Origin of the sequence: Sorangium sp. So ce426, from assembly GCF_051475585.1 — a bacterium.
Classification (GTDB): domain Bacteria; phylum Myxococcota_A; class Polyangia; order Polyangiales; family Polyangiaceae; genus Sorangium; species Sorangium cellulosum_B.
Window position 1 is genome coordinate 4736075 of the sequence record NZ_CP150341.1, and the last position, 13783, is coordinate 4749857.

The 13783-nt window shown below is 71.3% G+C and carries 8 protein-coding genes; 3 read left to right on the forward strand and 5 right to left on the reverse strand.

Annotated features, from left to right (window positions below; all coding sequences use genetic code 11):
* The first annotated feature begins 152 nt into the window (after positions 1–152).
* From WMF44_RS17415 to WMF44_RS17425, 3 genes are read left to right on the forward strand one after another with little or no spacing between them, the layout of a single operon-like run.
* Positions 153–2945, forward strand: a complete 2793-nt coding sequence (locus WMF44_RS17415; RefSeq protein ID WP_437300235.1) for an NB-ARC domain-containing protein — start codon at positions 153–155, stop codon at positions 2943–2945.
* The gene (locus tag WMF44_RS17420) at positions 2942–5290 is read left to right on the forward strand and encodes a glycosyltransferase (protein WP_437300236.1); all 2349 of its coding nucleotides are present in this window, start codon (positions 2942–2944) and stop codon (positions 5288–5290) included. The genes WMF44_RS17415 and WMF44_RS17420 overlap by 4 nt, the downstream gene beginning before the upstream one ends.
* Positions 5287–6075 (forward strand): WG repeat-containing protein, encoded by a 789-nt coding sequence (locus WMF44_RS17425; RefSeq protein WP_437300237.1) that lies wholly within the window; start codon positions 5287–5289, stop codon positions 6073–6075. Before WMF44_RS17420 ends, WMF44_RS17425 begins: the two co-directional genes overlap by 4 nt.
* A 113-nt stretch (positions 6076–6188) precedes the next feature.
* Here the strand turns inward: WMF44_RS17425 and WMF44_RS17430 are convergent, their stop codons facing one another.
* The 5 genes from WMF44_RS17430 to WMF44_RS17450 form a co-directional block, all read right to left on the reverse strand.
* Positions 6189–7211, reverse strand: coding sequence for a zinc-dependent alcohol dehydrogenase family protein (locus WMF44_RS17430; protein ID WP_437300238.1), 1023 nt, complete (start codon positions 7209–7211; stop codon positions 6189–6191).
* 224 nt (positions 7212–7435) lie between these two features.
* The gene (locus WMF44_RS17435; protein WP_437300239.1) at positions 7436–8944 is read right to left on the reverse strand and encodes a hypothetical protein; all 1509 of its coding nucleotides are present in this window, start codon (positions 8942–8944) and stop codon (positions 7436–7438) included.
* A 6-nt stretch (positions 8945–8950) separates the two neighbouring features.
* A complete protein-coding gene (locus WMF44_RS17440) occupies positions 8951–10282 on the reverse strand; it encodes a hypothetical protein (protein ID WP_437300240.1) in 1332 nt (443 codons plus the stop codon).
* Complete coding sequence (locus WMF44_RS17445; protein ID WP_437300241.1) at positions 10279–11241, reverse strand: hypothetical protein; 963 nt, start codon at positions 11239–11241, stop codon at positions 10279–10281. The genes WMF44_RS17440 and WMF44_RS17445 overlap by 4 nt, the downstream gene beginning before the upstream one ends.
* The gene (locus tag WMF44_RS17450; RefSeq protein WP_437300242.1) at positions 11241–13781 is read right to left on the reverse strand and encodes a type VI secretion system Vgr family protein; all 2541 of its coding nucleotides are present in this window, start codon (positions 13779–13781) and stop codon (positions 11241–11243) included. The genes WMF44_RS17445 and WMF44_RS17450 overlap by 1 nt, the downstream gene beginning before the upstream one ends.
* Between the last annotated feature and the right edge of the window lie 2 nt (positions 13782–13783).

Genomic DNA, 13783 nt, shown 5'->3' on the forward strand with positions numbered 1-13783 from the left:
CACTCGGCTGGGATCACGTCGCGCTGGTAGGCGAGCGGGTGTGCAGCGAGCAGGCACGCTTCTCGAACGAAGCCGGCGAGGTCTTTGCGCAGGGGACGGAACGCACGGCAGGGTGTCCTGCCGCGTGTGTTCCGTGCGAATCTCTCGTCCGCATGCAGCTGCTTCTGCTTCACTGCCCGGACGACGACGACGGCGCGAGGGCTCTCCGGCCTCACATCGAGCAGGTGTGCCGCGGAGAAGGTGGCGAGGTGCTGGACTCTTGCCTCGTGGGCGGCGAACACGTGGAGCACGGGATCGACGAGCGCCTCCGTGCGGCAACCCATGTCGTCATCCTTGTCTCTGCGCGACTGCTCGACTGGCCCGCATGGCGCAGCGTCGCTCATCGTGCCCTCGCTCACCGGCGGCGCGCCGAAGTCTCGCTCGTGCGCTGGAGGGCCTGCGTCGACGACCAAGACCTGGTGCTCCGTCGCTTCGGGCCGATCCTGGATCCCGCGGTGGCGACCGTCATCGACCCCGGCGAAGCCCTCGTCGCGATCGCGCGTCGCGTCGGCGAGGCGCTGCGGGCGGCTCGACTCGGTCCGAGGTGTGTCGCGCTCGGCCGCCTCCCTCCGCCTGAACGGGAGATCGTGGGCCGCGAGCAGGAGAAGCGATCGCTGGATGACGCGCTCGTGAATGACGCCGTCCAAGTCGTCGTGGTGGTCGGCGAGGGGGGAGCCGGCAAGACGCAGCTCGTCCGAACCTGGCTCGACCGCATGCAACCGGTCTATGGCGGGGTCGAAGCCGTGATCTCTTGTTCCATCGAAGATCAGGACGGCGGGGGAGCGCCGTCTGCGTCGGCGGCGGTGTCCGTGTTGCTCGCTTCGATCGGAGAGACACCCTCGGCAGATCCCATGGAGAACGTGAGCCGGCTGGTCCGGCGCGTGCGCGATCGCCGGACGATCGTGGTCATCGATGGGCTGGAGCCGCTGCAGGACGCCCGAGGAAAGCTGATCGACAGGCACATGGGGATCCTCGTTCGCGAGCTGGCATCTCAGATGTACGGCGGGCTGTGCGTGATCACCACGCGTCCCCCCTTCGATCTCGAAGGTGCCGGCGTCCGCCGCATCCAGCTCGGCCCCGTCGACCGCGCGTCCGCCGTCCAGGTGCTGCGGAGCCGAGGCGTGCGCGGGTCCGACGAGCAGCTCGGGCGCCTGGCCGATCGCCTGCGCCGCCACGCCCTCTCGCTCGCCCTCGTGGGCGACTACCTGAACGAGGCGCACGGAGGCGACGTCGTCGTGGCCGACCGTCTCGATCTCGGCGCGGAGGATATCGACGACGGCGGCCGGATCCAGCGCATCCTCTCCTTCTATGAAGAACGCTTGAAGCCCGAGGAGCGCGCCGTGCTCGGCATCGTCGCGCTCTGCGAGCGGCCCACCGATCTCGCCACGCTCGCCGCTCTCGGCGCCCGGGCAGGCGCTTCCGGCTTCGCCTCGGCGCTCGGCGAAGCATCGCTCCAGCAGCTCCGGCGAATCTGCGCACGCCTCGAGAAAACCGCGCTCCTCTTGAAGACCGAAACGGACGCCTGGGATCAGCATCCCCTCATGCGTGGCTTCTGGCGACACCGGCTGGAAGCGAGTGATCCCGCGGGGGTCCGCTCCGCGCACGAGCGCCTGTTCGACTGGTTTCGCGACCTGTCTCCTCGCGCAAGCGACGGCACGGTCCGCCGCGAGGACCTCGATCCGCTCTATGCAGCGGTCGCACACGGCCTTCAAGCCCATCGATGGTCCGAGTCGTTCGAGGTCTTGCACGACCGTATCCGTGAAGGGGAGCGTCACAGAAGCCTCAAGTTGCACGGCACCGTGGCGGAAGACCGCCGCGCCTTTCTCGCCTTCTTCGACCGGAGAACTTTTGATGTCACGGGAGACCTCGCCCCCGCGCAGCGCCATTGGCTTGAGAACAGCGCCGGTGTGCTCCTCCGCGCGCACGGCGAGACATTCGACGCCGTGCGCCTCCTGGAGCACGCCGTCAGGACAGCGAACGGCGCTGGTCTCATAGCGGAAGCAGCAGAGTCCGTGCGCAACCTGGCCTCCGTGCATTCGCTGAGAGGCAATCTCACGGAGGCGATCGCGTGCGTGGAGAGCGCGGTGCGCCACGCCGATGCTTCTGGCAAGCTGCGTCCTCGCGTCATTGCGCGTGACTTCCGTGCCCACCTGCTGCACCGTTTCGGCCGACTGCACGAGGCCCACGCCGCGTTCGAGGAGATCGAGCAAATCCGAGATCGAGAGATCGCTGGCCACGTGGGGATGGAGCACTACGCGCTCGCGAACCACGCCGTGCTGCTGCTCGACCTCGATGAGGTGGAGCTCGCCCACGACCGCGCGGTCCTGGCCGTCGAGCTGGCGTACAGTGACGATCCCGGCGCCAGCTCGTTGCTCAATCGCGGCCTGTCCATGCGTACGTTAGCCCGGGCGTCCCTTGCGTTGGGGCGTACGGACGAGGCAATGCAGCGGTTCGAGGAGGCCGCGCAGATCGTTCGCGATGCAGGTCGGTGGGACCACCTGCCGCCTTGTTACCTTGATTGTGCCTTGTTCTGGGCAGACAGGAATGCCGACCATGCCCGGAGGCATCTCGCTGAAGCGCGGCGGATCTTCGAAGGGTGTGGTTTCCTCCTCATCGAAGCTGACGCGGCGCTCATCACCGCCCGTGTGGCCCTCGCCGAGAACATGCTGACGGAAGCGGCCAAGGAGCTTGATGTCGCCGAGGCGCTCCTCCGTGAGACACGCTACCGCGTCCGTGTCCCGTGGCTTCATGCCCTCCGCGCGCGGCTCTGCGCGGCGCAGGGCGATCACGCCGGCGTCCGCAGGGAGGCGGATCTCGGCCGTCAGGAAGCGCGCGAGATGGGGCTGAAGCGGCGCGATCTCTGGCGAGAGCTGGAATCCTACGGCCGTATCGAGGAGAGCTCATGAAGATCCTAAAGGTCATCCACGGCTATCCCATGCGCTACAACGCGGGCTCGGAGGTCTACACGCAGACGCTCTGTCGCGGGCTCGCCGGCCGCCACGAGGTCCACGTCTTCACGCGCGAGGAGGACCCGTTCGCGCCGGATTATGCGCTCCGCCACGAGAAGGACACCGACGATCCGCGCATCTCGCTCCACCTCGTCAACACGCCGCGCGTTCGAGACGGCTACCGGCATGCTGGCGTCGACCAGCGCTTCGCCGAGCTCTGCGACCGACTCCGTCCCGACGTGGTCCATATCGGCCACCTCAATCACCTCTCGACCTCGCTCGTCGCGGAGGCCTCCGGGCGAGGGATCCCCATCGTGTACACGCTGCACGACTACTGGGTAATGTGCCCGCGCGGGCAGTTCATGCAGACGCACCCAACGAACCCGGACGATCTGTGGGCGGCGTGCGACGGCCAGGAGGACCGGAAATGCGCCGAGCGCTGCTACGCGCGCTTCTTCTCGGGCGCGCCGGACGAGCGCGAGGAAGACGTCGCCTACTGGACAGGCTGGGTCGCGCGCCGGATGCGCCACGCGCGCGAGATGGCCGATCTCGTCGACGTGTTCATCGCGCCCGCGCGCTACCTGGAGCGCCGGTACCGGGAGGCGTTCGGTCTGCCCGAGCGCAAGCTGGTCTACCTGGACTATGGCTTCGATCTCTCCCGCCTCGTCGGGCGCGCCCGAACCCCGGGGGAGCCGTTCACGTTCGGGTACATCGGGACGCACATCCCCGCGAAGGGCATCCACCAGCTCCTCGAGGCCTTTGGCCAGGTGAGGGGAGACGCTCGGCTCCGCATCTGGGGTCGACCGCGCGGGCAGGACACCGAGGCGCTCCGCGCGATCGCGCAGAGGCTGCCGGGCGACGCGGCCGCTCGTGTGGAGTGGCTGCCCGAGTACCGCAACGAGGATATCGTGCGCGACGTCTTCGATAGGGTCGATTGCATCGTCGTGCCATCGATCTGGGTCGAGAACTCACCCCTCGTCATCCACGAGGCGCTGGAGGCGCGCGTGCCGGTGATCACCGCGAACGCCGGCGGCATGGCCGAGTACGTGCACCACGAGGTCAACGGCCTCCTCTTCGAGCACCGCGACCCTTCCTCGATGTCGCGCCAGATGCAGCGCCTCGCAGACGAGCCGGCGCTCGCCCGCCGCCTCGGCCAGCGTGGGTACGCGCAGTCCGAGTCCGGACACGTGCCCGACCTTGCAGGCCACGTCGAGGCGATGGAGCGCATCTACGCCGAGGTCATCGCCCGCCGCGACGCCGCTCGGATCGAGCCCGGCCAGGGGCCGTGGCGCATCACGTTCGACACGAACCCGGACACCTGCAACCTCCGCTGCATCATGTGCGAGGAGCACTCGCCCTACAGCCCTCTGCAGGAGGCGCGGAAGGCTGCTGGAAAGCCGCGCCGGCTGATGCCGATCGAGCTCGTGCGTCGCGTGATCGCCCAGTCGGCGGGCCGTGGCCTCCGCGAGGTGATCCCTTCCACCATGGGCGAGCCGCTCCTGTATGACCATTTCGACGAGATCGTCGACATCTGCCGGGAGCACGGGGTCAAGCTCAACCTGACAACGAACGGGACCTTCCCGCGACGGGGGGCCCGGGAATGGGCCGAACGGCTGGTGCCGATCACCTCCGACGTGAAGATCTCCTGGAACGGGGCCACGCGGCAGACGCACGAGCTGATCATGCTTGGAGCCCGCTGGGAAGCCGTGCTCGAGAACGTGCAGGCGTTCATCGCCGTCCGCGACGCGCACGCCGCCGACGGCGGGAACCGCTGCAGGGTCACGTTCCAGCTCACGTTCCTGGAGGCGAACGTCGCCGAGCTCGCCGACATCGTGCGGCTCGCGATCCGCCTCGGCGTTGACCGCGTCAAGGGACATCACTTGTGGGCGCATTTCGAGGAGATCAAGCCGCTCTCGATGCGCCGCGATGCCTCGGCGATCCGGCGCTGGAACGAGGCCGTGCTGGCCGCGCGAGAGGCGGCGTCGGAGCGCGCATTGCCGAACGGCAAGCACGTGCTGCTGGAGAACATCTTCCTGCTCGACGAGTCGGCCCCCCAAGACCTGGCCCCGGGAGGTCGCTGCCCGTTTCTTGGCCAGGAGGTGTGGATCAGCGCCGAGGGACGCTTCGACCCGTGCTGCGCGCCCGACGCGGAGCGCAGGACGCTCGGCGATTTCGGCAATCTCCACGAGGCGGGGCTGATGGAGATATGGAACGGCGAGCCTTACCTGCGGATGCTCAAGACCTACCGGAGCCGTGCGCTCTGCCTTGGGTGCAACATGCGGCGGCCGGCCGGTGAGCCATGAACGACTGGCGACGTGCCCGGGTCGCCCCGGAGAGGACGCACCACCTCGTGGACGGCGAGCCGCTCTACTCCGCACGCTTCGAGGAGGTGCTCGCGTTCCACGCCCCGGGCCTCTCGCCCGTGCGGTGCGGCAGCACGGCCTGGCACATCGATGCGCGCGGGGAGCCCGCCTATGCGCGGAGGTTCGAGAGGACCTTCGGTTTCTATGAAGGGCGCGCCGCCGTCTCGGCTCCCGAGGGCTGGCATCACATCCTGCCGGATGGCGTTGAGCTCTATCCAGAGCGGTACTCCTGGTGCGGCAACTACCAGGACGGCCGGTGCGTGGTCCGCGACAGCGAGGGACTCTACGGCCACATCGATCAGGCCGGGCGTCCGCTGTATGCGGCGCGGTGGCGCTACGCGGGCGATTACCGCGACGGCGCCGCTGTCGCGCAGGGCGAGGATGGCCGCTCCACGCACATCGATGCGCGCGGCGAGCTCGTCCACGGTCGCCGTTATCTCGACCTGGACGTGTTCCACAAGGGCTTTGCGCGCGCCCGCGACGAGCGGGGGTGGATGCACGTGGATGGCCGCGGGCAGCCTGCGTATGCTCAGCGGTTCGCCATGGTGGAGCCGTTCTACAATGGCCAGGCGCGTGTCGAGCGGCTCGATGGATCGCTGGAGATCATCGATGAGACGGGGCGCACGGTGAACGTGCTGCGGGCCCCTTTGCGAAGCGAGCTCGCGGAGCTCTCTTTCACCACGAGCCGCGGTGAACACCTGCGTTGCGAGCCGGGGATCCGCTGACGCTCTCGGACGCGGTGATGGAGTACGCGGGACCGCTGCGCATCTGCTGGTGCGCGTTTCCAGGGTGAGGTGGCTCGGCCATCGCAACCACTCCCCCCTCGCCGCCGCTTCGCTCAGTCGATCCCGATCACCACCTTGCCGAAATGCTTGCCCGCCGCGAGCTTCGCGAGCGCCTCGTTCGCCCGCTCGATCGGAAAGACCTCATCAACCACCGGCCGGATCCCGTGCAGCTCGAGCGCCGCCCCGAGCTCCACGGTCGCCTGCCGCGACCCGACCACAGTCCCCTCGACGCGGATCGCCCGGAACAGGATCGGCATCGGATCGATCTGGCTCCCAACCCCGCTGAGCAGCCCGATCAGGCTCACCACGCCCCCCGTCTTCACCGCCTGCATCGATCGCGGCAGCGTCCCCGCGCCGCCCACCTCGATCACCCGGTCCACCCCTTCGCCCCCCGTCAGCCGCAGCACCTCCTCGTGCCACTCCGGCTGCTTCCGGTAGTCGATCGCCTCGGTCACGCCGAGCGCGCGCAGCCGCTCGATCTTCGCCGCGCTGGACGACGTGGCGATCACGCGCAGCCCCGCCGCGCGCGCCAGCTGCGCGGCGAACAGCGACACCCCGCCGGTCCCCTGGACAAGCACCGTCGCCCCCGGCGCCGGCCGCGGCCCCGACTCGAACAGCGCCGTCCACGCCGTCACCCCGGCGCACGTCAGCGTCGCCGCCTCGTTGAACCCGAGGTGCGCCGGCGCGCGGACGATCGCGTCCTCTCCGAACACCACGAGCTCCGCGAGCACTCCGTCGTTCCCGCCCGCGCCGAGCGTCGTGGTGCGGTACTCCCCGCGGAACGGCCCCGAGGCCCACGTCGGGAAGAACGTCGAGATCACGCGATCTCCCTCCTTCCAGCGCCGCACGCCCGCTCCAACCGCGACCACCTCGCCCGCCGCGTCGCTGAGCGGGACAAGCTCGTCCTTGCGCTCCCCGCCGTACCGGCCGCGCACGACCATGAGGTCACGGTAGTTGATCGACGCGGCGCGGACGCGCACGAGCACCTGCCCCGGACCGGGCTTGGGAGCGGGGCGCTCGGCGAGCGTCCACGCGTCCGACTCCGAGGCGTTCTTCCGAATGATGACAGTCTTCATGGCGTGTCCTCCAATCTTCCCTGGACACCCCATCCGTAGATCCATTCCTCTGCGTGCAGTAGTCCGCGCGAGGGAACGTCACCTGTGTCATTTCAGCACAGATCATGGTCTCGCTTGCCGCGATCGAACTGCTCGTCGCCACCCGCTGTCGAGACCGGGAGCTTCTCACGCGCCGCGCGCCGCGCGCCGCGCGCCGCGCATCGCGCACCAGCGCGCCTGCACGATCACGGCTTGCTCGTGTTGCGGAGGCGCCACGCTCGGTACGAGGCACGGGCCGCCTCGAACGCGCTGCGCTCGGCGGCGTTCTGGGCGAGCCTCGCCGTCCAGGTGGCGTCCACGAGCGTCCTCTGCGCGGGCGTGAGGCCGTAGCGACGGAGCGTCTCCGGGGTGCGCTCCGGATCGAGCGAGAGATCGACGGTGAGCGACGCGTATTGCTCCAGCGAGAGCTGACCGGGCCCGCCGGCGCCGCCTTGCGGCTCGGCGCGCGTGCTCGCGGTCGGCCTCGGCGCGGGCGAGGAACCGGCCAGGAACGGCAAGACGGGCGACATCACGACCTCGCCCGGATCGACGGTCCTGTTGAAGTCGACGCGCCGCTCGGAGGCCGGAGGGTTGGGCGCCTGCGCGATGACCGGCTGTCGTGGGGACGAGCGCTCGGGAGCGTGTTGTCCCGCCTTGGCGCGGGCTGCCTGATAACGATCCACCGCGACCTTCACGCGGCCCCTGAGCGCGGCGTCCGCGTCGACTCGACCCTTCCAGTACTGGAACGCCTGCGCCCGCTGCGCAGGCGTCAGCTGGTGTTTCTCGCAGAGCTGCGCCTCCGTCATGCCGAAGAGCGTGTGGTCGGCGAGCATCACCGCATACCGCTCCAGCGGGATGGGCGGCGGCCCCTCTTCCGCCTTCGCCTGACCCGGCGGGGCGGGCCGCTGGAACGGCAGGCCTTCGGGGAACGGGACGGCCGAAACCGCCACGGTCGTCCCCATCCGGATGCTCCGCGGGGCAGCACGAGCGTCGCGCATCGACGGAGGCGGCGGAGGCGGCGGCGACCGAGGCGGCTCCGCGATCTCGCCCGCGACCTGCGCCTGAACCACCGCGGGGTGCTGCACGACCTGCTGCGCCACGACCTGCTGCGCCACGACGGACGGCGTCACGACCGCCGGCGACGTCACGACCGCCGGTGACGTCACGACCGCCGGCGAACCCACGACCGTCGGCGACGCCACGGCCGGCGCCGGCGCCGGCTCCGCGTCCGTCGCGGCGAGCAGCGGCGAAGGCGTCCTCGTCAGGGCAGGACAGTCCTCGAGAGCGCCCTCCATGTGGCCTCGAAGCGTCGCGGCGAGCATCTCATCCAGAAGGACGCGGTTCGCCCAGCCCGCCTCGATGCGCGCGTACGTCGCGAGATCGAGGTCGTGGCGCGCGAGGAATGCGATCGGCTCCGCCGCGGTCACGAAGTGCCGGCGGAAATGGGCCCACGCGCGGACATCCGACTCGATGGGCTCGAACGTCGGCTCGAACCGCCGCTTCGCGGTCAGCAGGGCGGCGTCGAAGGCCACCAGCACGGCGAGATCCGACGCCGCGCTCTCGTCGATCCTGGCCTGCCACTGCTCGGAAGCCTGCTCCCACGCCGCCGGAGCGACGCCGGCGTGCGCGAGGGCTCTCCGCAGGTCGAGCCCCGCCCCGAGGCCGGCCATCACGGCAGCGTACGATTCCAGCGAGATGACCGTCTCCTGTGACATAAGCCCTCAGCGCGCGAGGCGAGCCAGTTCGGACAAGGCTCCTTCCAGTGTCGCCCCGAACGCGTCCCACGCCACCTGCGCCGGTCGGCCGGCCCGCGCGAGGAGCTCGTCGGCGCGCACGCGCAAGGCCTCGGCGGACAGGTCCGGGCGCCTCATCTCCTCGATCACCGATCGCGGAGAATGAGGCTCGCCCCCCCGCAGGCGCGTCGGCGCGGCGGTCGCGGGGAGGGACGCGATCACCTCCTCCCACGCCTTCACCGAGGGCCGCGCGACGCGCGATCCGAGCGCGGTCACGAGCGCGCCGTGCGCGTCCTCGTGGAGCTCGTCGCTCCCCACCGCCGCGAGGAGGCGCGGAAACAGGGAAGGCAGCCCGATCCGCCCCATGGCGTCGAGCGAGCGCGGGGTCGTGGGAAACCCGGCCGCGAGATCGCGCACGAGGGCCTGATCGCCCGCATCCCCCGCGAGCGCGATCACGTCGAGCGCGTACGGGCCGAGCGCGGCGACGGCGCGAGGATCCATGCTCCGTACCCGGTGCAGCGGCTCGAGGTCCCGCTGGAGGATGCGCGCGCGCGCCACCTCGTGGGCGAACGCAGGGGTCGCCACGTCGAGCCACGACGCGCGGCCCGGCGCGGCGAGCGCGGCGCCACGCGGCGCCCGCGAGAGATGCCGCTCGAGGGCCGCCTGGACGATGGGGCTCTGCGCCCGCGCCAGGGCGGCGAGCGCGTCACCCGGGAGCTCGCCGGGAGGCGTCACCTCGAGCGCGATCGCGGAGAGGACCGGCTGCTCCAGGCGCGCCGCCCAGCGCCGCGCGCGCTCGCGCAGATCCGCGCTCGGCTGGGTCGCTATCGCGTCGGCGAGCTCGACGATGCCTCGGTAGGTGGGGAAGGCCGAGCCGTCCAGGGACGTGAGCCACGCCTCGAACGCGTCCTCCACGCCACGCGCCTCCAGGCAGCCGAAGAGGAGCGCCAGCGCCCACAAGGTGCCCGGGTGATCGAGGTCCGCCTCCTCCGCGAACGCGGCGAGCTCGACGGGCGTCAACCCGGCCTCCGCGAGCGCGTCGATGTGCGCGAGGAGGCGGCGCGCGGCCTCGGGCCGATCGAGGTGCGGCCCCGCGCGGTGATCGGCCCCCAGCACCAGCGCCCGCTCCAGGAGACCGGTCCGCACGTGCCGCTGCCAGAGCGCCGCGGTGACCCCCGCTGCCCGCTCGGCGTCGAGGCGGACCTCGCCTTGCCACGCGAGCGCGTGCAGATCCCGATCCGCGGGCGGCGGCTCTCGCTCGGTGAGCGGCGGGGAGGGGAGCACCCGCCGGAGCCCAGCAGAAGCCTGCCGGACGCTCATGACCGCTCGTCTCCCACGAGCGCGGCGCCCACGGTTCCGTCGGGCGATCGGGCCCAGGCCAGCGCGACACGCTCGCGCGCCGGCCCGGGGAGAGGGAGCCCGTGCCGCAGCCAGGCCAGCGCGAAGACCGCCGACATCAGGCCCGCGGCGCTGCCGAGGGCGCCGATCTGCCCCTCGAAGCTCGGCATCTCCGCGCGCCCGAGCCTCGCGTGGTGACGCACGGAGGCGAGGTGGAAATCGCGGATCCGGAGCGGATCCACGTCGCGAGGGCCGACGACGAGCGGCACCGCCGGACGGAGCCGGAGCGCCGCGAACACGCGCGTGAGCGCGGCGCCGTCCGTCGGCAGATCGTTGTCGTCGCGCGCCTCGCTCTCCGCGACGGCGTACGAGTGCACCTTGCCCGCGAGCGGCGCCTGCGCGCTCGCGACGAGCCGCATCGCGGCGGCGCCCTCCGAGGGGGGCAGCGGATTGCGCGTGAAGGCCGAATAACGCAGCTCGAGCCACCGCTCGATGTCCGGCCGGTGGATCCGGGAGTCGACGGCGAGCACCACCACCTCTGGATCCTGCCGGAGAAGATCGTGCGCTTCCTTCAGGGCCGGCACATACCCCGCTGCCCCCGATCGCTGGCTCACGACGGCGTGACCCGCGAGCGTCAGGAACCGCGCGACGTCCGCCTCGCCCTCCAGCGCCTCGCGGGGCGCGACGAGGAGGATGGGTGTCTTCCTCGACCCGGGCGCCGCGCGCGCGAGGGCCTGCTTCGCGAGCAGGCGGATCCGCGACGACCACGGGCGTGAAGCGGCGATCCACGGGCAGTGGTGGACGGGGAGGGCCTCCCCGTCGCGGGTCGTGAACGCGCCGCTCGCGTGCGGATTGACCTCCGCTCGATGGAAGAAGACGTGCTCGCTCGGGCTCGACCCGAGCGGCGAGACAAGGGCGATCTCGGCGACGGAGAGCGCCATCAGCCGGCGTTCTCCTTGCCCGTGTGCTGGGTCTTGCCGTTGATGGTGATCGTCGCGGACTCGAGGGTGAGCCCGCCGCCGTGCACCGAGACCGTGGACGCGCCGTCGCCGACGTCGAACACCACGGTGCCGCCGTCGAGCGTGATGGCCCCACCCGCCTGGATCGACAGCGCGCCGCCGGCCTTCACGGCGAACTCCGCGCCGGCATCGAGCTGGATGGCGCCGCCCGCCTTGAGGGTATGGGCGGTCTTGACGTTGCGCCCGAGCCCGGCCCTCGCCCGGAGGGAGGTCGCCGCCGCGGTGTCCGCCGACGCGGCCATCGTGAGGCGTGAGATGCGGACGGCGGAGGTGGCGTGGCTCCCTCCGATGGCGAAGCTCGACGCGCCGAGGGTCGTCCACTTGAGCGACCCCGGCGTCTGGATGGCATGGACGGCGCCGATCACCTCGGTGGTCGTGCCGTTCACGACCAGCTTCCGGTGCCCCGGCGCGGCGGCGGCCGCGCCGGCGCCCGCGCCGCCTGGGCCCGCAGCGCCGCCTCCGCCCTCCTGTTCGGCCGCGCGCTGCCGGGCCTGCTCGGACCACGGCGTGAGCCCGGCGCTGTCCGCGGCCGCGACGATGGCGTCGCCGCCGGGGATCCGGCCGGCGACCTCGCCAAGGCCCGTCCGCACAGCGGCCGTTCCCAGGCCGCTCCACCCGCCTCGACGGTATCCCTCGCCCAGCGCCTTTCCCCAGGTGTAGCCCCTCGAGAGGGCGGCGCCGACCCCGGGGATCTGGCCGACCCCGGCCAGAACCGCCGATTCCGCGAAACCCTTGAGCCCGCTGATCGGATCACCCACCAGCTCGATGAGGTTCGCGCCGATCGAGACCGTCTCGCTCCCCACCTTCGTCATGCCGGTGGCGTTGATCGTGATGTCCTGATTGCCACCCACGGAGGCCGTCTGGCTGTCGACGCCGACCGTCCACGCGTTCTCGAGCGACAGCGTCTCCTTGCCGCCGATCTGCCACGATTGCGCGCCCTTGATGTGGATGTTCTCGAACCCAACGGTCTGGTTCTGCATGTCGGCCCCGACCGTCGTCGTCTTGCCGAAGCCGGCGTGCCACACCATGTGCTGCCGCCCGGCGGCGTCCTCCAGCGTGATCATGTTGGCCTTGCCGCCGCCGGGAGAGCTCACCGTGCCGAACGCCGTCATCGTCTTGTTGGCGGGCAACCCGAACGCTGGCAGCTGCCGGCCGTTGAAGGAGCGCCCGAGCACGTAGGGCCGATCCGGATCGCCGTCCTCGAAGCCCACCAGGACCTCCCAGCCCACGCGCGGGACGAGCATGGACCCCGGGAGATGGGCCTGCATCACGCGGATTGGCAGGCTCGCTGTCTCGTCCTTCGGGCCCCCGCGATCCCAGGGAAACGTGACGCGCACGCAGCCGGCCGCGTCGGTGTGGATCTCCTCGCCGCTCGCGCCGGTCACCGTGGCGCTCAGGATCCCCGGGACGCGCGGGCGCGGGGTGGCGCGCGGGAGCCTGTACGGCACGCCCAGCGGGATCGCCTTCACGGACATCCGGCCTTCCGGCTCGCCCGCGCGCCACGCCAGCGAGGTCTCGACGACGAAGTACTTGCCGCTCGGCGCCAGCCCCGCGGAGAGCGTCGCGTCCGCCTCGAACTGCACGCCGGGGCGGAGCTCGAGGGCCGTCGTGTCGAACTCGAGCACATCGGCGTCGGCCCGCAGCGCCTCGAGCCGCAGCGTCGCCTCGCGCTCCCCCTCGCCGTCGGTCCGGAACCGGCCGGGCGCCTGGTAGACCTCCACGGCCTTCTCGGGATCGAGCCCGCCCTCGGCCCTGGCCTCGAGCTTCACGGCCGGCCTGGCCGGGTCGTGATCGCGGAGGGCCACCTTGCCGGGCCGGCGCCTGCGGATCTGCCTGGGGGCGAAGGCCACGCGCTGCCCCGGAACCAGGCCCGATTCATCGACGAACATCAGGGGATCCGACAGGCCGTCGGGCGCCGCGTCGGACCGGTCGCACAGGACGAACGCGTCGAACCCTTCCTTCGGATCGAACCGGAAGAACAGGCCCTCTTCCTCGCAGATGCGGCGCAGGAAGACGGCGTCGGTCTCCTCCCACTGGGTCACGTGCTCGCGCTCGGGCGGCGGCTCTGCCTCGTTCACGAAGGCGTCGTCCCGGATGCCGACACCGGCGAGGAGCTCCTCCACGATCGCCGCGGCGGTCGTCTTGCGGAACACCCGGGCGTCCTTGCGCAGCGTCAGCCACTCGATGGCCGAGCGGACGTCGAGCGTGTAGAGCCGCTGCGCGCCCGGGTCCACGGTGGCGCTCGCGGTGATCCCGGCGACGATGCCGTGGTGCACCGCGGTCGCGCCGTCGTCGCCGCTGATCTCGATGCGCGCGGGCGTCCCCGTGAGGGCCTCGCAGTCGAGCGGCTCCGGCGCGGATACGTCGATCTCGGCGCGCGTCGCGCCGCCGAGCGCGCTCGCGACCCGGAGCGCGATGGCGCGGGTCGTCGCCGGGGGATCGAGGGAGAGCGTGACGTGCATGG

Coding starts and splice junctions, on each gene's coding strand:
- WMF44_RS17435 (WP_437300239.1), bottom strand. CDS start 8,944: ATGTCACAGGAGACGGTCATCTCGCTGGAATCGTACGCTGCCGTGATG.
- WMF44_RS17440 (WP_437300240.1), bottom strand. CDS start 10,282: ATGAGCGTCCGGCAGGCTTCTGCTGGGCTCCGGCGGGTGCTCCCCTCC.
- WMF44_RS17445 (WP_437300241.1), bottom strand. CDS start 11,241: ATGGCGCTCTCCGTCGCCGAGATCGCCCTTGTCTCGCCGCTCGGGTCG.
- WMF44_RS17430 (WP_437300238.1), bottom strand. CDS start 7,211: ATGAAGACTGTCATCATTCGGAAGAACGCCTCGGAGTCGGACGCGTGG.
- WMF44_RS17425 (WP_437300237.1), top strand. CDS start 5,287: ATGAACGACTGGCGACGTGCCCGGGTCGCCCCGGAGAGGACGCACCAC.
- WMF44_RS17420 (WP_437300236.1), top strand. CDS start 2,942: ATGAAGATCCTAAAGGTCATCCACGGCTATCCCATGCGCTACAACGCG.
- WMF44_RS17415 (WP_437300235.1), top strand. CDS start 153: ATGCAGCTGCTTCTGCTTCACTGCCCGGACGACGACGACGGCGCGAGG.
- WMF44_RS17450 (WP_437300242.1), bottom strand. CDS start 13,781: ATGCACGTCACGCTCTCCCTCGATCCCCCGGCGACGACCCGCGCCATC.